This window comes from Enterobacter wuhouensis, assembly GCF_035835995.1.
Classification (GTDB): domain Bacteria; phylum Pseudomonadota; class Gammaproteobacteria; order Enterobacterales; family Enterobacteriaceae; genus Enterobacter; species Enterobacter wuhouensis.
Window position 1 is genome coordinate 232,546 of the sequence record NZ_CP142124.1, and the last position, 23,234, is coordinate 255,779.

Genomic DNA, 23,234 nt, shown 5'->3' on the forward strand with positions numbered 1-23,234 from the left:
TTACTGACCGCCTTCACGCCAGGCGTTTTCAATCTCTTCGGCCAGGATCTTCACGCCTGCTTCTATTTTTTCCGGGTCCGGCACGTAGTTCATGCGCATGCACTGGTGCGTGTGCGGCCACGGCTTATCCAGCCCGGGGAAGAAGTAATCCCCCGGCACCATCAGCACACCGCGTTTCTTCAGGCGCTGGTAGAGGAGTTCTGTCGTGATCGGCAGATCCTTAAACCATAGCCACAGGAAAATAGCCCCTTCCGGTTTGTGTATCAGACAGCGTTCTTCCGGCAAATAGCGGCGAAGTATCGCGATCGTCTCCTGAACCCGCTGGTAATAGAACGGTTTTATCACGTCATTCGACAGACGCAGCAGATCGTTGCGTTTAATCATTTCGCACATCATCGCCGGGCCGATACCGCCCGGTGAAAGGCTGATAATGCCGTTCATGTTGGTGATGGCTGTGATGATTTTTTCGTTGGCGATAATGATGCCGCAGCGGCTGCCCGGCAGGCCCAGCTTGGAGAGGCTCATGCACAGGACGATGTTCGGGTTCCACAGCGGGCGTGCTTCGCTGAAGATAATCCCCGGGAACGGTACGCCGTAGGCGTTATCGATCACCAGCGGGATGCCGTGCTGATGGGCAAGCGCATCCAGCTTCATCAGCTCGTCGTCGGTGATGACGTTGCCCGTTGGGTTGGTAGGGCGCGAGACGCAGATCATGCCCGTCTCTTCACCGATGTGCAGGTGTTCAAAATCGACGTGATATTTGAACTGACCTTCCGGCAGCAGTTCGATATTCGGGCGCGCGGAGACGAACAGATCTTCCTCGAGGCCGGAATCGGCGTAGCCGATGTACTCCGGCGCCAGCGGGAACAGCACTTTTTTGGTCGTGCCGTCGGCGCGACGTCCTGCGAACAGGTTAAACAAGTAGAAAAACGCGCTCTGGCTGCCGTTTGTCAGTGCAATATTCTGTGGTTCGATATCCCAACCCAGCTCTTCACGCAGCATATCGGCGAGGAGTTTCAGCAGTTCGGTTTTGCCCTGGGGGCCATCGTAATTGCAGAGTGCCTCGGTTGCTTTGCCGCTCTCCAGCATCTGGGCCAGCAGCGTCTGGAAATAGGTATTCATCTCCGGGATTTGAGCCGGGTTTCCGCCGCCGAGCATGATTGCGCCCGGTGTGCGCAGCCCGTCGTTGAGGTCCTCCATCAGGCGGGTAATGCCTGAATGGCGGGTAAATTTGTCGCCGAAAAGTGAAAACGTCATAGCAGGTGATCTGTCGGGCTTATTATGAAAGGGGGTAACCATAACGCTAGCACCGTGCGGGTGCAAATCGGTGGATGTGGTCGGATTTGTTGTTTTATGTGGTTGGTTTGGATTTATGTAGTGAATAGTTCTGATGGGTTTCCCCTCACCCCGGCCCTCTCCCCAAAGGGGCGAGGGGGAAAAGACGGCGCCGTCCGGTTCCCTCTCCCCTGCGGGGAGAGGGCTAGGGTGAGGGGGAGAATTACTGATTACCCGCCCATACCACCATCACCTTATCGCCCTTGTGCTCACGCACAAATCCGTAGCCTTCTTTCAGCGACAGCGTGGTTTGCTTGCCTTCGCCAATCGCCGGATGGCGGGCGCGGAACTGGCCCAGCGTTTGCCAGTGGGCGACGGTTGAGGCCTGTTTGCCCGTGACGTCCTGCCAGTTCATGTCCGAACGGGTGCCCTGAAGCGGGTCGGAACCTGTCGGGCCGAACGGACGCTCAGATTCATCACCGTAATAAATCTGCACGCTTCCCGGCGCCAGCAGGAGCAGCTCGGCGGCGCGCTGGCCGCCTTCGCGGAACAGGCGGGTATCGTGGGACGAAAGGTAGCTCAGCACGTTGAAGCTCTGCAGCTTTTCCGCCATCTGCTGCCAGGTGAGATCCATATCGGCCAGGCAACTCACCGCTTTCGCCGCCTGCTCCTGGTAATCAAAGTTAATCATCGCGTCAAAGCCGTGGCGGTAAAACTCGCTCTGCATCACGCCGTGACCCCAGGATTCGCCCGTCATCCAGAATGGCGCATTGTCGAGCTTTTTGTCCGGATTCGCGGCTTTCCAGGCGGCGAGCGCCTGTTCTGCACGTTCTTTAAGCTGCTGCCACGCGTCAAGCTCAACGTGTTTGGCGGTATCGACCCGGAAGCCATCGATACCGTAGTCACGCACCCACTGGCTGAGCCAGTGGATCAGGTAATCCCGGGGCGTGAAGTTCGCTATCGCTTTAGCATTGGTGTCGGCCTTATGCTGGTAAAAGTTCGGCAAGCCGGAAGGCGTTGTGGATTCGGTTTTCAGGTCCGGCAGGAACGCCAGGGACATCGTCAAATCATCGAATCCTGGGTTGTCGTAATCCCCGATATCGGTGCGAACCCATTTCTTGCCCCACCATTTTTCCCAGGCCGCTTTGTCGCTGAAGTTGATGTAGTCGTTAAAACTGTGCCAGCTTTGACCTGCGCCCGGCTTCCAGTCCGTCCAGCGCTCACCCAGCGTCTTTTTCAGCTCATCGCCCTGCAGATACAAGGCACCAAACTGGTACTCCTGCATGTCCGCAAGCGTGGCGTAGCCGACGTGGTTCATGACGATATCGAACAGAACGCGGATCCCGCGCTTGTGCGCTTCGTCGATCAGGCGGCGTAAATCCTCTTCGGTGCCCATGTTGGCATCAAGCTTCGTCCAGTCCTGCGTGTAGTAGCCGTGATAGGCGTAATGCGGGAAATCCCCTTTGGTTCCGCCGCCTACCCAGCCGTGGATCTGCTCCAGCGGGGAGCTTATCCACAGCGCGTTCACGCCAAGCTGCTGCAAATAATCGAGCTTGCCGGTGAGCCCCTTGAGATCGCCGCCGTGGAAAGTGCCGATCTCCTGCATGCCGTCTTTATGGCGGCCATAGCCGTTGTCATTGCTCGGGTCGCCGTTAACAAAGCGATCGGTGAGCACGAAATATACCGTGGCGTTTTGCCAGCTGAACGGCGCGGGCCTGTCGGTTTCGGCACGCTCCAGCAGCAGCAGGCCATTGGCGCTGGCGGCAGGCTGGAGGGTGATTTTGCCGTTCTGCACCGTTGCGGTCTGCTTGCTGTAGAAATCCCTTACCACCGTGCCTTCGGGGAAGGTGTTGCTCACCTCCAGCGTTAAAGGCTTACCATCCCACTTAGGACACTGACGGATAACATTAGCGACGGGTTGTTCCGCTGCGCTCTTTATGGTCAGCATCAGCGTCGGCGTACCCGATCGGGTATCGATGCGCATCTGGTACTCACCGTCGCGGAACAGACGCCACTGCGGAGGCGTACCCTGGCAGCGCTTGAGCGACAGCATCTCGTTGAGCTTTATGGCATCGGTAGGCTGCCAGCACGTCTTGTCAAAACTCAGCGTAAGAGGACGCGTACCCTTCGCAAGCTTTGCCTGGCTGGTGAAAACCCCGGTGCCTTCCGCGCTAAACGCGCCGAACCCCGGCGATGAGCAGTCGGCATGCGCCAGTGCGGGTAACATCAGTAGTGCCAATGCGGTGCGTTTCATGACCTTTTCCTGTCGCGGCATTTTTGACCAGTTTGCCATCGGGCGCAGCCGAAAAACTCATCCCCTGACGCTTTCTGCCAGGAGGACGCGAAGGGATGAGTGATCCCGCGCAAAATTAGGCAGTTATCTGCGATATCGCACACATTTTTCCGGCAGCGATGCTTTTATGAGCAGCTTTTAGGTGACATAGTTTCGGAAATGGACTATTTCTATACGTGCTCTTGAAGGCTATTTTTGATATGATTTGAGATTCCGCTCTCAAATTTGTGAAAAAAATAAGGTGTTGGGATGATTACATCCGACCAGGAGACCTAATGATATCGACTCCCATTCGACGATATGGGGCCGCGATACTCATGTTACTCACCATGGCATTTTCGGGTGAGGTGCTTGCGAAGACGCACACGGATACAACGAGTAAGAAAGCCCACGTAATAAAGACGACAAGTAGTAAGGTTAGCAGTAAACAAGAGTATTCTCGCAATAGTGCAAAGAGTAGTTCACTTCCTGATTTGCGAAAATACCCTTCCGGGACACCAAGGAAAAAAGCGTTTCTCCGGACGGTAATGCCTTATATTACAAGTCAAAACTCTGCGATTACGGCAGATCGTAACTGGCTGATCTCAAAACAGTACGATAGCCGCTGGTCGCCGTCTGAGCGCACGCGCCTGAAAGATATCACCAAACGTTATAAAGTGAAGTGGAGCGGGAACACGCGTCGCGTGCCGTGGAATTCACTGTTAGAACGTGTGGATATTATCCCAGGAAGCATGGTGGCAACGATGGCTGCAGCCGAAAGCGGCTGGGGTACGTCGAAGCTGGCGCGCAGCAACAACAACCTCTTCGGCATGAAGTGTGCGAAAGGGCGTTGTAACAACGCGCCGGGCAAAGTTAAAGGGTATTCGCAGTTTGAGTCGGTTAAAGATTCCGTGAATGCCTACGTGGTGAATCTCAACACGCATCCCGCTTACTCCTCGTTCCGTAAGTCACGCGCTCAACTGCGTAAAGCGGATCAGGAAGTGACGGCAAGCACGATGATTCATAAGCTGAAAGGGTATTCCACTCAGGGACAGCGTTATAACAACTACCTGTTCGCGATGTACCAGGATAACCAGCGCTTAATCGCCGCACATATGTAATTCTCAAAAAAACGCCTTCCACTGGAAGGCGTTTTTCTTTTTATATCAGCACCTCGCTATGGCGCTCGCGGTACTCTTTCGGCGTGGTGTCGTACTCCTTCCTGAACACCGAATAAAAATACTGCAGCGACGGGTAACCGCACATCTGTGAAATCTCGTTGATCGACAGCGACGTGGAGATCAGCAGGCTGCGCGCTTTTTCCAGTTTTTCGGCATGGATCACCGCGTGAATAGTTTCGCCCACTTCCTCTTTGAAGCGCTTCTCCAGATTCGAGCGGGAAATGCCGACCGAATCCAGCACCTGATCGACCTTGATACCTTTGCAGGCGTGGTTGCGGATGTAGTGCATGGCCTGGATGACGGCCGGATCGCTCAAAGAACGATAATCAGTAGAGCGGCGTTCGACCACGCGCACCGGGGGCACCAGCAGGCGTTGAAGCTGAAGAGATTCGTTATCCAGCAGGCGATGCAGCAGCTTCGCAGCCTGATAGCCCATCTGACGCGTTCCCTGTGCCACCGAGGAGAGCGCCACGCGAGACAGATAACGGGTGAGCTCTTCGTTATCGATACCAATCACGCACAGCTTTTCCGGCACCGGGATGTGTAAGTGTTCGCAGACCTGCAGCACGTGGCGGGCGCGTGCATCCGTGACGGCAATAATCCCGGTCTGCGGCGGCAGCGTTTGCAGCCAGTCTGCCAGGCGGTTTTGCGCGTGCTGCCAGTTTTCCGGTGCGGTTTCCAGCCCCTGATAGACCACGCCACGATACTTCTCCTGCGCGACCAGCTGGCAAAACGCGTGCTCGCGCTCGACCGCCCAGCGTTTGCCGCTGGTGGTGGGTAAACCGTAAAAGGCAAAGCGGTGAACGCCTTTCTCTTTGAGATGCAGAAAAGCGGCCTCCACCAACGCATGGTTATCGGTGGCGATATAGTGAACCGGTGGGTAGTGTTCAGGTGTATGATAGGAGCCGCCGACACCCACGATGGGGACGTCGACGTCGGTCAGTAGTTGTTCGATCACGGGATCGTCAAAATCAGCGATCACGCCATCGCCCAGCCAGTCTTTGATGTTCTCCAGACGGGTGCGGAAATCTTCTTCAATAAAGATATCCCACTCGGATTGCGACGCCTGCAAATATTCGCCAACCCCTTCAACCACCTGGCGGTCATAGGCTTTGTTAGCATTGAATAACAACGTAATGCGGTGACGCTTTTCAAACATGGCTCACTTTCCCAAATAGGTAACGATACTGTTCTCAGGCACGTCGCTTGGTAGCAGAGTCCATCCAGACTGCCAGCAACAGAATGGCACCCTTGACGATATACTGCCAAAACGTCGGAACGTCCATCATACTCATCCCGTTATCCAGCGAAGCCATAATAAATGCGCCCATTACCGCACCTGCGACGCTGCCGACACCGCCCGCGAGGCTGGTTCCGCCGATAACGCAGGCGGCAATGGCATCCAGTTCTGCAATGTTACCCGCAGACGGGGAACCGGCACCCAGGCGCGAGCTGAGGATCAGGCCCGCAATAGCGACCATCAGGCCGTTGATGGCAAAGACCGCCAGCTTGGTGCGCTCGACGTTGATGCCCGACAGACGTGCCGCTTCCAGGTTGCCGCCAATGGCGTAAATACGTCGACCAAATGCGGTACGCGTCGCCATAAACATGCCGCCCAGCAGCAGGAGCGCCAGCAGCAGAACGGGCGTTGGGACGCCGCGATAGTCATTCAGAAGCCAGATGGCACCCAGCACAATCACCGCGGTAAGTGCCTGACGGCCCACAACGGATGTCGATGCAGGTGAAGCCAGCCCCAATGCCTGACGGCGCATACGTCCACGCCACTGCCAGCCAACAAACGCCATCAGACCCACCGCGCCGATGGTAAAGCCCACGCCATCGGAGAGATAGCTCTGCCCAATCTGTGACATGGATGCACTGGTGGGGGAGACAGTTGTGCCGTTGGTAATGCCAATCAGAATGCCACGGAAAGCCAGCATCCCCGCTAGAGTGACGATAAATGACGGGACTTTGCGGTAGGCCACCCACCAGCCGTTCCACGCACCGAGTACCAGACCCAGCGCCAGCGTGACGACAATCGTCAGCGGCAGGGGCCAGCCGAGCCAGACGTCAAAAATCGCCGCCACGCCTCCGAGCAACCCCATCATCGACCCGACGGACAGATCGATTTCCGCCGAGATAATCACGAAGACCATCCCTACGGCCAGAATGCCGGTGATCGCCGTCTGGCGCAGGAGGTTTGAAACGTTACGCGCGCTTAAATAAGAGCCGTCGGTCATCCAGGTGAAGAACAGCATGATGGCGATAATCGCCGCAATCATGACGAAAACCTGCAGGTTTAGCGCTTTTAGCCCCGAGAATGCGCCGGGCGTCGGAACAGCGACTTTGATATCAGACGGATTGCTTTTCGACATGACGTTCGCTCCTTAAAGCGGCTTCCATTACCTGCTCCTGCGTCAGGCTTTGGTTAATCAGATTGGCTTTCAGTTTCCCTTCGTGCATGACCAGCACGCGGTCGCTAAGGCCCAGCACTTCGGGTAATTCGGACGAGATGACAATGACGGCAATGCCTTGCTGCACAAGCTGATTAATCAGCTTGTAGATTTCATACTTCGCGCCGATGTCTATTCCGCGCGTCGGTTCATCAAGGATCAGAATGCGTGGATTGAGGAGCAGGCAGCGCGCCAGAATGGCCTTCTGCTGGTTTCCGCCGCTCAGGCGTCCAATCGCCAGCTCCGGGGAAGACGTTTTGACCTTGAGTCGGGCGAGCGACTGGAGAATGCACTGCTGCTCTGCGGCATCGTCCAGGCTGGTCAGCGTGCCGGAAAACTGATTAAGCGCGGCGAGCGTAATGTTTTTCCCGACCGCCATGACCGGCACGATGCCGTCTTTTTTGCGATCTTCCGGCACCATGGCGATACCCCGCGCGATCGCCTGCTGGCAGTTATCGATTTTCACCGGCTGGCCGTCGATATAAATCGTGCCCTCCCAGCGCCCCGGCCATACGCCGAACAGGCACTGCACGGCTTCGGTTCGCCCGGCGCCAACCAGGCCCGCGATGCCAAGAATTTCACCCCGGTGCAGCGAGAAGGAGACATTGTTAACCCGCTTGATGTGGCGGTTTACCGGATGCCATGCGGTGAGATTTTCCACGCGCAGGATTTCATCTCCGACGGCGTGAGGTTCGTTCGGATAAAGCGCAGTGAGTTCGCGCCCCACCATCATGGTGATGATGTCATCTTCACTCATGCCTTCCGCGTCGCGCGTGCCGATGTGTTGACCGTCGCGGATGACGCAGATGGTATCCGAAATGGCTTTGACCTCGTTCAGCTTGTGCGAAATGTAGATGCAGGCGATACCGTGGTTTTGCAGGTCGCGAATGATATTGAGCAGGACCGCCGTTTCCTGCTCGGTGAGTGAAGCCGTGGGCTCGTCGAGAATCAGCAGCCTCACCTGTTTGTTCAGCGCCTTGGCGATCTCAATCAGCTGCTGCTGACCCAGACCCAGATCGCCCACGCGGGTGTCGGGTGAAATGCTGAGGCTGACCTGCGCCAGAAGCTTTTCACAGCGTAGCGTCATGGTGTCGTAATCGAGCACGCCGTGGCGTGAAATTTCAGCGCCGAGGAAAATGTTCTCCAGCACGGTGAGGTGCTTCACCAGCGCCAGCTCCTGATGAATGATGGCAATGCCTTTACGCTCGGTATCGCGAATATGGGTGGCCTGAATGACCTCGCCGGCAAAAACGATTTCGCCTTCGTAGCTGCCGTGCGGATAGATCCCACACAGCACTTTCATCAGCGTCGATTTGCCCGAACCGTTTTCGCCGCACAGTGAGACGACTTCGCCAGGATTCAACCGCAGGCTTACGTTGTCGACTGCTTTCACCGCGCCAAAGGCTTTTGTGATGCTTTTCATTTCAAGTAAATAAGACATAACTGCTCCACATAACCGAAGGGCGAACAGGGCACGTCGGCGAGCCCCCGCACGGCGGGGGCTGCGCGGGATTACAGTTCACTCTTTTTATGGAAACCGTCTTTTACCACGGTGGCGTCAATGTTCTCTTTATTGACTTCAATTGGCGTGAGCAGGCGAGCAGGAACATCTTTCAGCCCGTTGTTCAGCGTGGCATCGGCTTTAGGTTGCTGTCCGTTACCCAGCTCTACGGCAATTTCGGCAGCCGTGTTGGCAAGCTGGGTGATCGGTTTATAGACCGTCATGGTTTGGGTGCCGGCAATAATGCGCTTCACGCCAGCCAGGTCGGCATCCTGGCCGGATATTGCGACTTTCCCTGCGAGCCCCTGGGCGCTGAGCGCCTGAATAGCGCCACCGGCGGTGGCATCGTTGGACGCGACAACAGCATCTATTTTGTTGTTATTGGCTGTTAACGCATTTTCCATTATTTTCAGCGCGTTCTCTGGCAGCCAGCCATCCGCCCACTGATCGCCGACCACCTTAATCTTCCCGTCGTCGATATAGGGTTTCAGGACTTTCATCTGCCCTTCGCGGAACAGTTTGGCGTTGTTATCGACCGGTGAGCCGCCCATCAGGAAATAATTCCCCTGAGGCACTTTTTCGACCAGGCTTTTGGCCTGTAATTCGCCCACTTTTTCGTTGTCGAAAGAAATATAATAATCAATATCCGCATTATTAATCATGCGGTCATAGGCCAGCACTTTTATGCCTTCTTGTTTGGCTTCCTTCACCACGTTACTTAATACCTGACCGTTGTACGGGATAATGACCAGGACATCGACGCCGCGGTTAATCATATTTTCGATTTGGGACATTTGCGTTTCTTCATTGCCGTTTGCCGACTGAACAAACACGTTTGCACCCAGTGACTCCGCTTTTTTCACAAAAATATCGCGATCTTTTTGCCAGCGCTCCAGGCGCAGATCGTCAATCGCCATACCGATTTTGACCTCTTTAGCGTGCCCGGCAAAGCTTGCAAGCAGGAGAGTGGTGCAGAGCGTTAGGGTCAGGTTCTTTATCTTCATAATTATTAGGCCTTTATGTAGGGGTATGTGTTGCTGAGATAAAAGAAACATTCACTGCTGAGACGCAGCAAATTTTTAACGTGGAAAGGCCTGCTGGCAATTACAGATTTTTATCTTCTCATTACGATATTTGGTTTATTTCCGAATTTATGACCGCGATCGGGTTTTAAAATACGTAACTTATTAATTACATTTGATTCTGGAATCTGCGCCGAAAAATAGTTTGCTTGCACATTATTTTGCGAGCCAGCGCACAGTTGTGCATTCTCTCAATAGCAGTGTGAAATAACGTAATTGAGCAAGCTGGAATGAGTATTCACTATTACTCCTGTATCTACGACTCGCCGCATACCCTGATAATGGAGCTGAATATGCAAGCTTATTTCGACCAACTCGATCGCGTCCGTTACGAAGGCACGAAAACGACCAATCCTTTAGCATTTCGTCACTACAACCCGGATGAGCTGGTGCTGGGTAAGCGCATGGAAGATCATCTGCGCTTTGCCGCCTGTTACTGGCATACCTTCTGCTGGAACGGCGCGGATATGTTCGGCGTTGGCGCATTTGATCGCCCATGGCAGCAGCCGGGCGAGGCCATTGAGCTGGCAAAGCGCAAAGCAGACGTTGCCTTTGAATTCTTCCACAAGCTCAACGTGCCGTACTACTGCTTCCATGATGTCGATGTGTCGCCGGAAGGCGCGTCGCTGAAAGAGTATTTGAATAACTTTGCACAGATGGTTGACGTGCTGGCCGCAAAACAGCAGCAAAGTGGCGTTAAGCTGCTCTGGGGTACGGCAAACTGTTTCACCAACCCACGCTACGGCGCGGGCGCAGCGACTAACCCCGATCCAGAGGTCTTTAGCTGGGCGGCGACGCAGGTTGTGACTGCGATGAACGCCACGCATCAGCTGGGCGGCGAAAACTACGTGCTGTGGGGCGGGCGTGAAGGTTATGAAACCCTGCTGAATACCGATCTGCGTCAGGAGCGCGAGCAGATTGGCCGCTTTATGCAGATGGTCGTTGAGCATAAGCACAAAATCGGTTTCCGCGGCACGCTGTTAATTGAACCTAAACCGCAAGAGCCAACCAAACATCAGTACGATTATGATGTTGCAACGGTGTACGGCTTCCTGAAGCAGTTTGGCCTGGAAAAAGAGATCAAGGTAAACATCGAAGCGAACCACGCCACGCTGGCTGGCCACTCTTTCCACCACGAAATCGCGTCAGCCATTGCGCTCGGCATCTTCGGCTCTGTGGATGCTAACCGCGGCGACCCGCAGCTGGGCTGGGATACCGATCAGTTCCCAATCAGCGTGGAAGAGAACGCGCTGGTGATGTACGAAATCATCAAAGCGGGCGGCTTTACGACCGGCGGCCTGAACTTTGACGCCAAAGTACGTCGTCAGAGTACCGATAAATACGATCTGTTCTATGGTCACATCGGTGCGATGGATACCATGGCGCTGGCGCTGAAAGTGGCTGCCCGCATGATCGAAGACGGTGAGCTGGATAAGCGTGTTGCGAAGCGTTACAGCGGCTGGAACAGTGAGCTGGGCCAGCAAATTTTGAAAGGGCAGTTATCGCTGGCCGAAATCGCGAAGTACGCTGAACAGCATCAACTGGCGCCGCAGCATCAGAGCGGACATCAGGAACTGCTGGAAAATCTCGTAAACCACTATCTGTTTGATAAGTGATTTAGCTGAGGATGCACGTAGGCCCGGTAAGCGTTAGCGCCACCGGGCATTTCTGTTAAAGGAGTCACCGTAATGTATATCGGGATCGATCTTGGCACATCGGGCGTGAAGGCCATCCTGTTGAATGAGCAGGGCGACGTGTTAGCCACGCAGACTGAAAAACTGCAGGTTTCACGTCCGCATCCGCTATGGTCGGAACAGGAGCCGGAGCAGTGGTGGCTGGCGACGGATCGCGCCATGAAAGCCTTAGGTGAACATCACAGTCTGCGTGACGTTAAGGCGCTGGGCATTGCCGGGCAAATGCACGGCGCAACGCTGCTGGATGACCAGCATCGCGTGTTAAGGCCCGCCATTCTCTGGAACGATGGCCGCTGTGCAGAAGAGTGCGCAATCCTTGAGGAACGCGTGCCTGCGTCTCGCCAGATTACCGGCAACCTGATGATGCCGGGTTTTACCGCACCGAAAATCCTGTGGGTCCAACGCCACGAACCGGAAATTTTCCGTCAGGTGGCGAAAGTCCTGCTGCCAAAAGATTATCTGCGTTTTCGCATGACGGGCGATTTCGCCAGCGACATGTCAGACGCGGCGGGCACAATGTGGCTCGACGTGGCGAAGCGCGACTGGAGCGAGACGATGCTCGAAGCCTGCCATTTGACGCGCGAGCACATGCCTGCGCTTTATGAAGGCAGTGACATCACGGGGGCGTTGCAGCCATCCATTGCCGAGCGCTGGAATATGCCAGCCGTGCCGGTGGTCGCCGGTGGCGGTGATAATGCGGCGGGAGCGGTGGGTGTCGGCATGGTCGATGCAGGGCAGGCGATGCTCTCGCTCGGCACGTCCGGCGTTTATTTTGCCGTCAGCGACGGTTATCGCAGCAATCCTGAAAGCGCGGTTCACAGTTTCTGTCATGCCCTGCCGGGGAAATGGCACCTGATGTCGGTGATGCTGAGCGCGGCATCATGCCTGGACTGGGCAGCGAAGCTGACCGGAATGGCAGACGTACCGGCGCTGATCGCAGCAGCACAGCAGGCAGATGAAAACGCGGGGACGGTGTGGTTTTTACCGTACCTTTCCGGGGAACGTACGCCGCACAACAACCCGGAAGCGAAAGGGGTGTTCTTTGGCTTAACCCATCAGCACGGCCCGGCGGAACTGGCGCGAGCGGTACTGGAAGGGGTGGGATATGCCCTTGCGGACGGCATGGACGTGGTGCACGACTGCGGCCTTAAACCGGCGAGCATTACCCTGATTGGCGGTGGGGCACGCAGCAGCTTCTGGCGGCAGATGCTGTCCGATATCAGCGGATTGCAGCTGGACTACCGTACCGGTGGGGATGTCGGTCCTGCGCTCGGCGCGGCGCGTCTGGCTCAAATTGCGGTGAACCCTGAGAAGCCGTTGAACCTGCTTTTGCCACAGCTGCCGCTTGAGCAGCAGCATCGTCCTGATGCGAAAAAACATGCGCGCTATGCAGAACAGCGTGATGTTTTCCGCAAAATCTATCAGCAGCTTGTGCCGCTTATGTCCTAAAACTTCGCCGGGTGGCGCGGCGCTTACCCGGCCTACTATCCCTTGTGTATCTGGTTAGCTTACAAACCTGCGCGTATCCATTTTTTGCAGTGCCATCGACAGGAGCAGGCTGACAGCCAGCGTAGCGGAAAATATCCAGACAATATCCAGCACCGGCCAGCTTTTAAGCTCCACGCCGCGGGTGCGCAGCGCGTGGATCACCAGCGCGTGAAAACCATAAATTCCCAGCGAGTGGCGCGAGATAAATCCCAGTATTGGAAGTGGGCGATTATTCAGGGTGTTTTTAACCAGCGTCAGCAGGGTAACGGCACAGATAAAGACCATTGGGCCGCAATAGAGATACCAGGTATCGGCAAAATTACCTCGCCACTGCAGTTCATGAAGCGTCCCGCGTGAAATCACGATCGCGCTGATGATAAACAGCCCCCCGCAGAGCCAGTTCATTCCGCGTTTTTGCGTATCCATCATGCCAATGGCACGCCCCAGCATGCCGTAAAGCACGTAGTAGAAGGTATCGCCGTTGATATAGAGATCAACCGGCAGCCATTCAAAACCATTAATCTTCTGAGAGACGGTATTCGGATTCGCGACGATGCCAATCACCACCATCAGCGCCAGCAACATCTTACCGCTGATGTTTTTCACCTGAATGAGCGGTGAAACCAGGTAAATAACGATAATGGCGAAGAAGAACCACAGGTGATAAAACACCGGTTTTTGGAGCAGATATTTAAGCGACAGCCCGGCATTAATTGAGGTGAACAGCGTGATATAGAGCAACGCAACGGCGCTATAAAACCCCAGACATGCCGCAATACGGATGAAATGCCTCGGTTGCGCGCTTCGCTCGCCAAAAAACAGAAAGCCGGAGATCATAAAGAACAGCGGCACGCTTACTCTGGACGCGGAGTTGAGAACGTTGGCGATATCCCAGTTAACGGGGCTGATGCTGTGCGCGTTTGTGACGTACCACGTCGTGGTGTGAATCATCACCACCATCAGACAGGCTATTCCTCGCAGGTTATCAATCCAGCTAATTTTTGACTGCATCAGTTCCTCTTATTCCCTGTAAATAGAGTGTGACTGCCAATGGGAAAAAGCCTTCCCTTGGAAAAATCTGAGTTTTATTAAGCAAGCTTGTATGAGCGCCGCGAGATTCGCAGAATGCCAGACCTTAATCTATAAAACCTTTGATATTAAAAATAACAGCCACTGACCAGGGCGGTAATAAAAATGATGATGACGCGCGTGGTATCACTCTTTCTGCTGCTCGTGCTTGCAGGATGCAGCGCTTCGCAAGAAGCGCCGGTACAGAAAGCTCAGCAGGGGAAAATCAGCCCGGAACGCTCGCTGGACATGGAGCAGCTCTGCAAAGATCGGGCTGCTCGACGCTATAACGCCGAGGTGCAAAAAATCAACGTAATCGGATTTGAGCGCTTTCAGGGCAGCTATGAGCTAAAGGGATATACGGCGCGCAAAGAGGGCTTTGTCTGTTCTTTTGACGCGGACGGCCAGTTTTTACATCTCTCGATGCGCTAATACGCGCGTATATTCAGCAACCAGAGCGCTCAGGTGCTCTGGCGTAAAGGGTTATTTCCCCAATTTTCCCTAAACAACCCCGTTTCGTACTGTATATCTTGCAGCCAGCGGGTATACTGATCCCTTCCATTTAAAACCACACGTATCCAGCACGAAATACTATGCAAAAGTTTGATACCAAGACCTTCCAGGGCCTGATCCTGACCTTACAGGATTACTGGGCTCGTCAGGGCTGCACCATTGTTCAACCTTTGGACATGGAAGTTGGCGCAGGCACCTCGCACCCAATGACCAGCTTACGCGCGTTGGGGCCGGAGCCGATGGCGACCGCTTACGTGCAGCCTTCCCGTCGTCCGACCGATGGCCGTTACGGCGAAAACCCGAACCGTCTGCAGCACTATTATCAGTTCCAGGTGGTGATTAAGCCATCACCAGAGAACATTCAGGAACTGTACCTCGGGTCACTGAAAGAGCTGGGTATGGACCCGACCATCCACGACATTCGTTTCGTGGAAGATAACTGGGAAAACCCAACGCTGGGTGCCTGGGGTCTGGGTTGGGAAGTGTGGCTGAACGGCATGGAAGTGACGCAGTTCACCTACTTCCAGCAGGTCGGCGGTCTGGAATGTAAACCGATCACGGGTGAAATCACCTACGGTCTGGAACGTCTGGCGATGTACATTCAGGGCGTAGACAGCGTTTACGACCTGGTCTGGAGCGACGGCCCGCTGGGTAAAACTACCTACGGCGACGTGTTCCATCAGAACGAAGTGGAGCAATCCACCTATAACTTCGAATACGCGGACGTGGACTTCCTGTTCACCTGCTTCGAGCAGTACGAGAAAGAAGCCCAGCAGCTGCTGGCGCTTGAAACTCCGCTGCCGCTGCCTGCCTACGAGCGTATTCTGAAGGCCGCCCACAGCTTCAACCTGCTGGACGCCCGCAAAGCCATCTCCGTGACTGAACGTCAGCGCTACATTTTGCGTATTCGTACCCTGACCAAAGCCGTTGCAGAAGCTTACTACGCGTCCCGTGAAGCCCTTGGCTTCCCGATGTGCAACCGAAACAAATAAGAGGCGGCCATGTCTGATAAAACTTTCCTGGTGGAAATCGGCACCGAAGAGCTGCCACCAAAAGCCCTGCGCAGCCTGGCTGAATCATTTGCTGCGAACGTGACCGCCGAGCTGGATAACGCTGGCCTGGCGCACGGTAAAATTGAGTGGTTTGCCGCACCGCGCCGTCTGGCGCTGAAAGTGGCGAACCTGGCGGCGTCTCAGCCGGATCGTGAAGTCGAAAAACGTGGCCCGGCCATTGCGCAGGCGTTCGACGCCGAAGGCAAACCGAGCAAGGCGGCAGAAGGCTGGGCGCGCGGCTGCGGTATTACCGTTGACCAGGCCGAGCGTCTGACCACCGACAAAGGCGAGTGGCTGCTGTACCGTGCCCATGTGAAAGGCGAAAGCGCCGAAGCGCTGCTGCCAAACATGATCGCAACTTCGCTGGCTAAGCTGCCTATTCCTAAGCTGATGCGCTGGGGCGCGTCCGACGTTCACTTCGTGCGTCCGGTTCACACCGTGACCCTGCTGCTGGGCGATACCGTTGTTCCGGCCACCATTCTGGGCGTCGCGTCCGATCGCGTGATCCGCGGCCACCGCTTTATGGGTGAGCCAGAGTTCACCATCGACAATGCTGACCAGTACCCGCAGATCCTGCTGGAGCGCGGTAAGGTCATTGCCGACTACGAACAGCGTAAAGCCAAAATCAAAGCGGACGCCGAAGAAGCGGCGCGCCAGATTGGCGGTAACGCTGACCTGAGCGAAAGCCTGCTGGAAGAAGTGACCTCTCTGGTTGAATGGCCGGTTGTGCTGACCGCGAAGTTCGAAGAGAAGTTCCTGGCCGTTCCGGCAGAGGCGCTGGTGTACACCATGAAGGGTGACCAGAAGTACTTCCCGGTTTATGCCAACGACGGCAAGCTGCTGCCAAACTTCATCTTCGTGGCGAACATCGAATCGAAAGATCCGATCCAGATTATCTCCGGTAACGAGAAAGTCGTTCGTCCGCGTCTGGCGGATGCAGAGTTCTTCTTCAACACCGACCGTAAAAAACGTCTGGAAGATAACCTGCCGCGCCTGCAGACCGTGCTGTTCCAGCAGCAGCTGGGTACGCTGCGCGACAAGACCGACCGCATCGCGGAGCTGTCCGGCTGGATCGCCCGTGAAATCGGTGCCGACGTCAACCACGCGACGCGCGCGGGCCTGCTGTCCAAGTGCGACCTCATGACCAACATGGTGTTCGAATTTACCGACACCCAGGGCGTGATGGGCATGCACTACGCGCGTCACGATGGCGAAGCGGAAGATGTAGCCGTTGCCCTGAACGAGCAGTATCAGCCGCGCTTTGCCGGTGACGATCTGCCGTCTAACCCGGTTGCCTGCGCCGTGGCGATCGCCGATAAGATGGATACCCTGGCGGGTATCTTCGGTATCGGTCAGCATCCGAAAGGCGACAAAGACCCGTTCGCGCTGCGTCGTGCGGCGCTGGGCGTGCTGCGTATCATCGTTGAGAAGAACCTCAACCTCGATCTGCAGACCCTGACCGAAGAAGCGGTGCGTCTGTACGGCGACAAGCTGACCAACGCCAAGGTTGTGGATGACGTGATCGACTTCATGCTGGGCCGTTTCCGCGCCTGGTATCAGGACGAAGGTTACACCGTCGATACCATTCAGGCGGTGCTGGCGCGTCGTCCGACCCGTCCGGCTGATTTCGATGCGCGCATGAAAGCCGTGTCCCACTTCCGTACGCTTGAAGCGGCATCTGCTCTGGCTGCGGCCAACAAGCGTGTATCCAACATCCTGGCGAAATCCGACGAAACGCTGAACGAGCGCGTGAACGCGGCGACCCTGAAAGAGCCGGAAGAGATCGCGCTGGCAATGCAGGTTGTTGTGCTGCGCGACAAGCTCGAGCCGTACTTCGCGGAAGGTCGTTACCAGGAAGCGCTGGTGGATCTGGCCGAGCTGCGCGACGTGATCGACGCCTTCTTCGAGAAAGTGATGGTGAACGTAGAGGATAAAGAGCTGCGTGTTAACCGTCTCTCTATGCTCGAAAAACTGCGCGAGCTGTTCCTGCGCGTGGCGGATATTTCGCTCCTGCAGTAACGTGCCCGTTGTTATAAATGCTAAAAACCCGCTTCGGCGGGTTTTTTTATGGGGCTTTTGTAGGCCGGATAAGCGCAGCGTCATTCGGCAGCTTTAGCCGATCGCGATTGTGCCTTCGTCTGTCTGCAGCCAGCGCGGTGCCTTCAGCGTATCGGCAAAGTAGCTGACCAGTTCGCACAGCAAATCTTCCATCACGATTTCAGATTGTCGCGGCAGTGAGCCGTTCATCAGCAATTGCGTAATCTCCTGACAGTAGCGCCCCAGCTGATCGCATTCGGGTTCGAAAGCCGGAACGCGTGACGGGAGTTCCTTCACGGTCAGGCTGGCTTTTAAAGCGTCCGGAACAGGATCCAGAAGCGTGGGTTGCAGGAGATTCAGGCAGGCATAAAGTCTGCCGTAAAGCGCCATTTTTGGGGCGGGTTCTTCGCAATCTACCAGTGCGTCGGTAAAACGTTCGCAGTTATCCGCCAGTTCGGTGAAGTCGGTGGCGTGGTTGAAGGGCAGGGTGAATAAAGAATGAACTTGGGTTGGGGTAGTAGCCATATTGGCAGCCTCCGATAAGTGATAAAGCTTCCACCTCCGGAAATGCTAACTTCGCTGGTGGTGGACTGAACAGAGTTAGCATTACCGGCCTTATCGGATACCGGCGCATCTTTCGATGCCCCTGCTCAGCCCACCATTGAGATGTAGCAAAGCATGCTGCACATAATGTGCCGCCGATAAGATAAGCCAGGATGCTAAACCCGGCACCTGATTTTGCAGGTGCGAAGAGAACTTACTGCTCATCAAAACAGGCGGCAACAGATTTGAGCTATACCACTGAGGATATTACCATTTCTGGAAAGAGGCTCGCAAAATTACCGTCTGTTTCCCCTCACCCTAACCCTCTCCTCAAAGGGGCGAGGGGATTGTTCACTGCTCGCATTAATTTGTGGGGATCCCTCAGCCCAAAGGGAGAGGGGGTATAAGTCGTCCAAAATTTAACCTTGAAATGGTCATTACATTACCGCTATCCTTACCCCCGTTAACTTTCTTGTGCTGGAGTGCCCCCCAAAAATGAACAAACACGACTGATGAATTTCGATCCTTGCTAAACGCCACCGCGTCGGCAGGGGATGTTTTGATTTCATTCAGGAGTGCTTATGGCTCATTTTGCGCAGTCCCCTTCTTTTATTTTGCATCAGGTCACCTGTCAGTTTGTGACGGGCGATATCCTTTTTGGTCCGCTGAATTTGTCGTTGGAGCCCGCGCTGTGCGCACTGGTGGGCCGCAACGGCAGCGGAAAAACACGCCTGCTGCGCCTGCTGGCAGGCCTTGATGAACCCGACAGTGGTCATATCGAACGTTCCGGGACGCACGTCTATGTGGCGCAGCAGCAGGATATTTCGCCGCAGACTACGCTGGCGGAACTGCTCGGCTATGATGCTCTCTTCGCGGCGCGCAAGCGTATCGACAGCGGTGACTATCTGCCTGACGATTTGGAAACGCTCGATGGATACTGGGATTTAGCAGAACGGCTTCGCGACGCGTTTATCGCTGCGAAACTCCCGCCTTTTGAACCGGATAAACTCGCCATTGAACTCAGCGGCGGCGAACGAATTCGCGCCCTGCTGTGCGGGGCATTCACGGCGGGGGCGGATTATCTGCTGCTGGATGAACCCACTAACCATCTCGACAGGGACGGGCGCGAGTGGTTCTACAGCCAGCTTGCTCGTTATCAGGGCGGCGTGCTGGTTGCCTCCCATGACCGGGAGCTGCTGGCACAGGTGCCGCGCATTCTGGAACTGAGCGCCTCAGGCCTGCGCAGCTTTGGCGGTAATTATGCTGATTATCAAACTCAGCGCGATGCCGAGCAGCAGGCCGCCCGCGCGGCGCTGGAACATGCGGCGGCGGAGCGTAAACGCACCCGCTCTCGTATGCAAAAAGAGCATGACGACAGCCAGCGTCGTTCGGCAAAAACGCTGCGTACGGTCGATACGCTGAACATCGCCTCGTTTGAGCGGGTCAAATACAAAGGCGCGGCAAAGGAGCGGATTGGTTCCTGGAAAAAACAGCATAGCGATCGGAACGATGCCCTGAACGCCGCCGTAAACAAGGCGCGCGAGCGGGTTGAGGAGGATAATCCGGTAATGTTCACCCTGCCCGGTAGCCAGATTGCCGACGGGAAACAGGTGCTGGTGCTGGAGGGGCTGGTATTACCGCATGTGGATAACCCGCCGATTCACTGGCGTATGGACGGGCCGATGCGCGTTGCGCTTAAAGGGCCGAACGGCTGCGGTAAGTCGACGCTGCTAAAGGCGATCCTCGGGGAGGTCGCGCCACGCTCCGGTACGTGCAGCGTATCGGTCTCCTGCGCGTATCTCGATCAGCATCTAACTCAGTTAGATCTTACGCAGTCCGTGATGACGCATCTCAACCTGAGCAATACGCCCCTCGAGGAAGGCAGCCTGCGGACCCGGTTAGCTCAGCTTCAGCTCGGTGCCGATAAGGTCATGCTGCCACTGGCGGACCTGAGCGGGGGAGAGCGTCTGAAGGCCGCGCTGGCCTGCGCGCTGTGGCGTGAGGAGGCCGCGCAGCTCCTGCTGCTTGATGAGCCGACTAACCATCTGGATTTGGCATCGGTGCAGGCGATTGAACACGCGCTGGCTGATTTCCCCGGTGCGCTGGTGGTGGTATCGCACGATGTGGCCTTTCTGAAAGGGTTAACATTGACGCATGAGATGGTGTGGGAAAAGGCAGGGTGGCGTTGTGAAACCCTTTAAACACAAACCCCCGCAGAGGCGGGGGCGGTAACAAACTTTACTAGGCTATCTGCTTGCTGAGTGCCGGGTTGGCCTTGATAAGGCGCATCAGCTTTAGCTCAGCAGGCGTGGGTTTTTCACGTTTCGACTCCCACTCCAGCACCATCGCTACGCTGACACCCATTGCTCTGGCGAATTCTTCATTTTTTAAGCCCGTCCCTTTGCGCAATTGCTCAAATTCTGTAAAGGGATTGGGTTTCTGTTGCAGGGTAATCGCCTGCGGTACACCTTTAAAAATAATCTGTTCCAGGCTGCTCAGCAGCTCAAACTCAGGATCTTTATATTCCATTGAGAACTCCTCTTAAATCTCACACAGGGATCAAGAACATCAGAGAGCCATTTAAGAATAGACTCAAAAGCGGACACGGGATCGTCACGCCTGTGATTAATTGTGCGGTAACGATCGCTTTACCCGTTTCAGCTATATGGATAGTTATGCTAATTACCTGATTAACCATATGACGGCCGCGATGCGTATTTTTTTGTAAATAGTAAGATATAAAACGGCAATAGCCGTTTTGCATGAAAAGAGTATCTTGCAGGGCTGACCTGGACTATCCTTGTCAGCGTCGGGCACGCGTGTGCCGGTGTGCGCTTTTTTGGGTGAAAGGAGTAATGAAATGGCGACAGGAAAGTCCTGCTCTCGCTGGTTTGCGCCTATTGCGGCGTTGCTGATGGTGGTTAGCCTGAGTGGGTGTTTTGATAAAGAAGGCGATCAGCGCAAAGCGTTTATCGATTTTCTGCAGAATACAGTGATGCGCAGCGGCGAGCGTTTACCAACGCTGACTGCGGATCAGAAAAAACAGTTTGGTCCGTTCGTGTCTGATTACGCCATTATTTATGGTTATTCACAGCAGGTGAGTCAGGCGATGGACTCCGGTCTGCGTCCGGTACTGGACAGCGTTAACGCTATTCGTGTCCCTCAGGATTACATGACCCAGCGTGAACCTCTGCGCCAGTCTAACGGTGCGCTCGGCGTGCTGAGTCAACAGCTGCAAAACGCGAAAATGCAGGCTGATGCCTCACGTTCTGCGCTGAAGCAGGGCGACGATCTCAAGCCGGTCTTCGACAAGGTCTATGAGAAAGTGGTCACGAAGCCTTCAGACGCGTTGCAACCGCTGATCCCTGCCGCTCAGATTTTCACGCAGCAGCTGGTTCAGGTTGGTGATTTTATCTCCCAGCAGGGCACTCAGGTGAGCTTTGTCTCTAACGGCATTCAGTTCCCGACGTCCCAGCAGGCGAGCCAGTACAATACGCTGATTGGGCCGCTGGCTTCCCAGCATCAGGCCTTTAGTCAGGCGTGGAGTGCAGCAGTCGCTGCAACCGAATAAAAGAAAAGCCCCGCCTCGAGCGGGGTTTTTTTTATGACTATAGAAAATAATGCTTGTCATTCATCTACCACATCGGTATAACTATCCCCGTCGGTTTGTTACACAGACCTAAAGCAGTTTAGTAAAGCAGTCCAGATTGTTATCCATAGATACCCTTCGTAGTGACCCTTCCTTCATCGCTTAAAAATCTGTAACGCAACCATCATGCCGGAAGGCAAAACATATTTTTAATAAGGTAATTTCTATGTCTGGTAAAATGACTGGTCTGGTAAAATGGTTCAACGCTGATAAAGGTTTCGGCTTCATCACTCCTGACGATGGCTCAAAAGACGTGTTCGTACACTTCTCTGCTATCCAGAACGATGGCTACAAATCTCTGGACGAAGGTCAGAAAGTTTCCTTCACCATCGAAAGCGGCGCTAAAGGCCCAGCAGCTGGTAACGTTGTAAGCCTGTAAGCTTCCAACCCAGTAGCACAAAATTCAAAAACCCGCCTTCTGGCGGGTTTTTTCATTTCTATTTCTGGATCTGCGGGTTAACGCAGTTTCGTTCCACTTTCCCGCCCAGTGCGGCGATCAAATTGTCCACCGCGGTGGCTGCCATGTTATAGCGCGTTTCGTGTGTTGCCGAACCGATATGGGGCAGGGCGACGACGTTTGGCAGCTGTAGCAGCGGGGAATCAACCGGCAGCGGCTCCTGCTCAAACACGTCCAGACCGGCGGCGTGGATCTCACCGTTTTGCAGGGCTTCAATCAGTGCTTTTTCGTCCACCACCGGGCCACGGCCTGCGTTAATGAAAATGGCCGATTTCTTCATCTTCTTAAATGCAGATTTGCCGATCAGATGGTGGGTCTCCTCCGTCAGCGGCAGGATCAGGCACACGTAGTCAGATTCCTGCAGCAGCGTATCAAGCTCACAGTAGCGAGCGTTGAAGCGTTCTTCAGCTTCACCGTGATGACGGCGCGCGTTGTACAGAATTGGCATGTTGAAGCCGAAATGCGCGCGCTGTGCCAGCGCCAGCCCAATGCGGCCCATGCCCACTATCCCCAGCGTTTTACCGTGTACGTCCACGCCAAACCAGTCCGGACCGATGCTCTTGGTCCACTCGCCCGCTTTGACGCGCTCGGCCACCTCCACCACGCGGCGGGCGGTGGTGAGCACCAGCGCCATCAGCGTGTCGGCTACCGTCTCCGTCAGGGCATGCGGCGTATGCATCAGCAGGATTTTGCGGGCATTCAGGGCATCTACGTCAAAATTGTCGTACCCCACGGAAACGGTCGAGGTAGCACGAAGCTTCGGCATTTTCTCCAGCAAGGCCACATCCACTTTTTCGCTTGAACCCAGCAATCCTTCGGCGCGGGCAAACGCATCCGCGTGCTGTGCCACGGTGTCCGGGCTGAGGTTCTTCACCTGCGTCACGGTGAAGTGTTCCTCGAGGCGTTTTTGCAGATCTTCAGGCAGTGCTTTATACAAAATGACGGACGGCTTCATGCTAATCTCCGTTG

General features: G+C 55.2%; 19 protein-coding genes and 1 pseudogene. 9 read left to right on the top strand and 11 right to left on the bottom strand.

The features are described 5' to 3' along the window. Both avtA and VPX56_RS01170 read right to left on the bottom strand, forming a co-directional pair. Positions 1–1,257, bottom strand: coding sequence for a valine--pyruvate transaminase (gene avtA, locus VPX56_RS01165; RefSeq protein ID WP_326469383.1), 1,257 nt, complete (start codon positions 1,255–1,257; stop codon positions 1–3). A gap of 241 nt (positions 1,258–1,498) precedes the next feature. Then, entirely contained in the window at positions 1,499–3,529 is a 2,031-nt protein-coding gene (locus tag VPX56_RS01170) for an alpha-amylase (protein ID WP_326469385.1), read from the bottom strand. Positions 3,530–3,843: 314 nt separating this feature from the next. Here VPX56_RS01170 and VPX56_RS01175 point away from each other — a divergent pair, with 314 nt between their 5' ends. Further along, complete coding sequence (locus tag VPX56_RS01175) at positions 3,844–4,668, top strand: protein bax (RefSeq protein WP_131634713.1); 825 nt, start codon at positions 3,844–3,846, stop codon at positions 4,666–4,668. A gap of 40 nt (positions 4,669–4,708) precedes the next feature. Here the strand turns inward: VPX56_RS01175 and xylR are convergent, their stop codons facing one another. The 4 genes from xylR to xylF all read right to left on the bottom strand — a co-directional run bounded on the left by xylR (position 4,709) and on the right by xylF (position 9,686). Next, entirely contained in the window at positions 4,709–5,887 is a 1,179-nt protein-coding gene (gene xylR, locus VPX56_RS01180) for a D-xylose utilization transcriptional activator XylR (protein WP_131634714.1), read from the bottom strand. Positions 5,888–5,921: 34 nt separating this feature from the next. Further along, positions 5,922–7,103, bottom strand: a complete 1,182-nt coding sequence (gene xylH, locus VPX56_RS01185) for a xylose ABC transporter permease XylH (RefSeq protein ID WP_326469388.1) — start codon at positions 7,101–7,103, stop codon at positions 5,922–5,924. Then, positions 7,081–8,622: a xylose ABC transporter ATP-binding protein gene (locus VPX56_RS01190; RefSeq protein WP_131634716.1), complete on the bottom strand. Its 1,542-nt coding sequence runs from the start codon at positions 8,620–8,622 to the stop codon at positions 7,081–7,083. Before VPX56_RS01190 ends, xylH begins: the two co-directional genes overlap by 23 nt. Before the next feature lie 71 nt (positions 8,623–8,693). Next, on the bottom strand, positions 8,694–9,686 hold the full coding sequence (gene xylF, locus VPX56_RS01195) for a D-xylose ABC transporter substrate-binding protein (RefSeq protein WP_131634717.1): 993 nt from the start codon (positions 9,684–9,686) through the stop codon (positions 8,694–8,696). Between the two features lie 371 nt (positions 9,687–10,057). Here xylF and xylA point away from each other — a divergent pair, with 371 nt between their 5' ends. Together xylA and xylB are read left to right on the top strand one after the other, a co-directional pair. Then, on the top strand, positions 10,058–11,380 hold the full coding sequence (xylA, locus tag VPX56_RS01200; protein WP_263611089.1) for a xylose isomerase: 1,323 nt from the start codon (positions 10,058–10,060) through the stop codon (positions 11,378–11,380). Between the two features lie 72 nt (positions 11,381–11,452). After that, on the top strand, positions 11,453–12,907 hold the full coding sequence (gene xylB / locus VPX56_RS01205) for a xylulokinase (protein ID WP_326469390.1): 1,455 nt from the start codon (positions 11,453–11,455) through the stop codon (positions 12,905–12,907). A gap of 54 nt (positions 12,908–12,961) precedes the next feature. Here xylB and VPX56_RS01210 read toward each other — a convergent pair whose 3' ends face one another. Then, positions 12,962–13,957: an acyltransferase gene (locus VPX56_RS01210; protein WP_326469392.1), complete on the bottom strand. Its 996-nt coding sequence runs from the start codon at positions 13,955–13,957 to the stop codon at positions 12,962–12,964. A gap of 183 nt (positions 13,958–14,140) precedes the next feature. Here VPX56_RS01210 and VPX56_RS01215 point away from each other — a divergent pair, with 183 nt between their 5' ends. From VPX56_RS01215 to glyS, 3 genes are all read left to right on the top strand, one after another. Further along, complete coding sequence (locus VPX56_RS01215) at positions 14,141–14,446, top strand: YsaB family lipoprotein (protein ID WP_326469393.1); 306 nt, start codon at positions 14,141–14,143, stop codon at positions 14,444–14,446. A gap of 161 nt (positions 14,447–14,607) precedes the next feature. After that, positions 14,608–15,519 (top strand): glycine--tRNA ligase subunit alpha, encoded by a 912-nt coding sequence (gene glyQ, locus VPX56_RS01220; RefSeq protein WP_006177784.1) that lies wholly within the window; start codon positions 14,608–14,610, stop codon positions 15,517–15,519. Positions 15,520–15,528: 9 nt separating this feature from the next. After that, positions 15,529–17,598, top strand: coding sequence for a glycine--tRNA ligase subunit beta (glyS, locus tag VPX56_RS01225; RefSeq protein ID WP_326469395.1), 2,070 nt, complete (start codon positions 15,529–15,531; stop codon positions 17,596–17,598). Between the two features lie 93 nt (positions 17,599–17,691). On the opposite strand, the gene VPX56_RS01230 is transcribed toward glyS, so the two are convergent. Both VPX56_RS01230 and VPX56_RS01235 read right to left on the bottom strand, forming a co-directional pair. After that, positions 17,692–18,102 carry a hypothetical protein gene (locus tag VPX56_RS01230; protein WP_318156274.1) on the bottom strand — a complete coding sequence of 137 codons (411 nt, stop codon included), beginning with the start codon at positions 18,100–18,102 and terminating at the stop codon, positions 17,692–17,694. Further along, a pseudogene (locus VPX56_RS01235) lies at positions 18,030–18,209 on the bottom strand (hypothetical protein); the annotation flags it as partial. The pseudogene VPX56_RS01235 and the gene VPX56_RS01230, both read right to left, overlap by 73 nt. A 531-nt stretch (positions 18,210–18,740) precedes the next feature. On the opposite strand from VPX56_RS01235, the gene VPX56_RS01240 reads away from it, so the two are divergent. Next, positions 18,741–20,360, top strand: a complete 1,620-nt coding sequence (locus VPX56_RS01240; RefSeq protein ID WP_326469397.1) for an ABC-F family ATP-binding cassette domain-containing protein — start codon at positions 18,741–18,743, stop codon at positions 20,358–20,360. Positions 20,361–20,400: 40 nt separating this feature from the next. Here the strand turns inward: VPX56_RS01240 and VPX56_RS01245 are convergent, their stop codons facing one another. Further along, positions 20,401–20,688 carry an HTH-type transcriptional regulator gene (locus tag VPX56_RS01245; protein WP_326469399.1) on the bottom strand — a complete coding sequence of 96 codons (288 nt, stop codon included), beginning with the start codon at positions 20,686–20,688 and terminating at the stop codon, positions 20,401–20,403. A 331-nt stretch (positions 20,689–21,019) separates the two neighbouring features. On the opposite strand from VPX56_RS01245, the gene VPX56_RS01250 reads away from it, so the two are divergent. Together VPX56_RS01250 and cspE are read left to right on the top strand one after the other, a co-directional pair. Continuing rightward, complete coding sequence (locus VPX56_RS01250; RefSeq protein WP_131634726.1) at positions 21,020–21,730, top strand: DUF3053 domain-containing protein; 711 nt, start codon at positions 21,020–21,022, stop codon at positions 21,728–21,730. Positions 21,731–21,974: 244 nt separating this feature from the next. Beyond that, a complete protein-coding gene (gene cspE / locus VPX56_RS01255) occupies positions 21,975–22,187 on the top strand; it encodes a transcription antiterminator/RNA stability regulator CspE (protein ID WP_032615822.1) in 213 nt (70 codons plus the stop codon). Between the two features lie 58 nt (positions 22,188–22,245). Here the strand turns inward: cspE and ghrB are convergent, their stop codons facing one another. Continuing rightward, positions 22,246–23,220: a glyoxylate/hydroxypyruvate reductase GhrB gene (gene ghrB, locus VPX56_RS01260; protein WP_326469404.1), complete on the bottom strand. Its 975-nt coding sequence runs from the start codon at positions 23,218–23,220 to the stop codon at positions 22,246–22,248. Positions 23,221–23,234: the final 14 nt, after the last annotated feature.